The following is a 538-nucleotide window of genomic DNA, read 5'->3' on the forward strand; positions in this document are numbered from 1 at the left end:
CGCAGCGCCCCCATCGAGGCCTTCGGCGGGTTCCTCGCGCTGCGCGGCACCGGCGCCGCCTCTATCCAGCGTGCGCTGGCAGAACGGGACGTGCTGGCCGACAGCCGAGGACCGTACCTGCGCCTCGGGCCCGCCCCGTACCTGTCGGACACCCAGTTGACCGACGCGATCGCCATCCTCGGAGACGTCGTCTTCCAGCATCCATGATCATCGAGGATGTGGGGGGTGATAATCCTGCGGATCCTCGATGATCATGGAAAGGGTCTGCAATCGGGTGCGTCATGATTCGCACCCACCTCCGTCTTGCTGTTGTGAAGGGGGCATTGGAACGACAGCAAGAGGAGAGACACATGTCGAACCACACCCAGACCGCTCAAGACAACACTCGTCCGTCCCGTCCGGTCGGCCGCGGGGGTCCCGACCGGGCGTGGACGGCGCTGCTCGCGGCGTTCCGTCGCAACCAGCCCAAGCGCGGACGCTACCGCTCAGGCCGGCACATCCGCACCGACGTCACCACCCCGCGCCCCGCCGACGCGAC

The 538-nt window shown here is 67.7% G+C and carries 2 protein-coding genes; both read left to right on the forward strand.

Going from position 1 to position 538, the window contains the following annotated elements:
- A partial coding sequence (locus ELR45_RS37355; RefSeq protein ID WP_205856316.1) for a kynureninase/PvdN C-terminal domain-containing protein occupies window positions 1-207 on the forward strand: 207 nt, incomplete at its 5' end.
- 143 nt (window positions 208-350) lie between these two features.
- On the forward strand, window positions 351-538 hold a 188-nt coding region (locus tag ELR45_RS34890; protein ID WP_165367642.1), incomplete at its 3' end, for a hypothetical protein.

It is taken from the genome of Phytoactinopolyspora endophytica (assembly GCF_004138495.1).
Lineage (GTDB): Bacteria > Actinomycetota > Actinomycetes > Jiangellales > Jiangellaceae > Phytoactinopolyspora > Phytoactinopolyspora endophytica.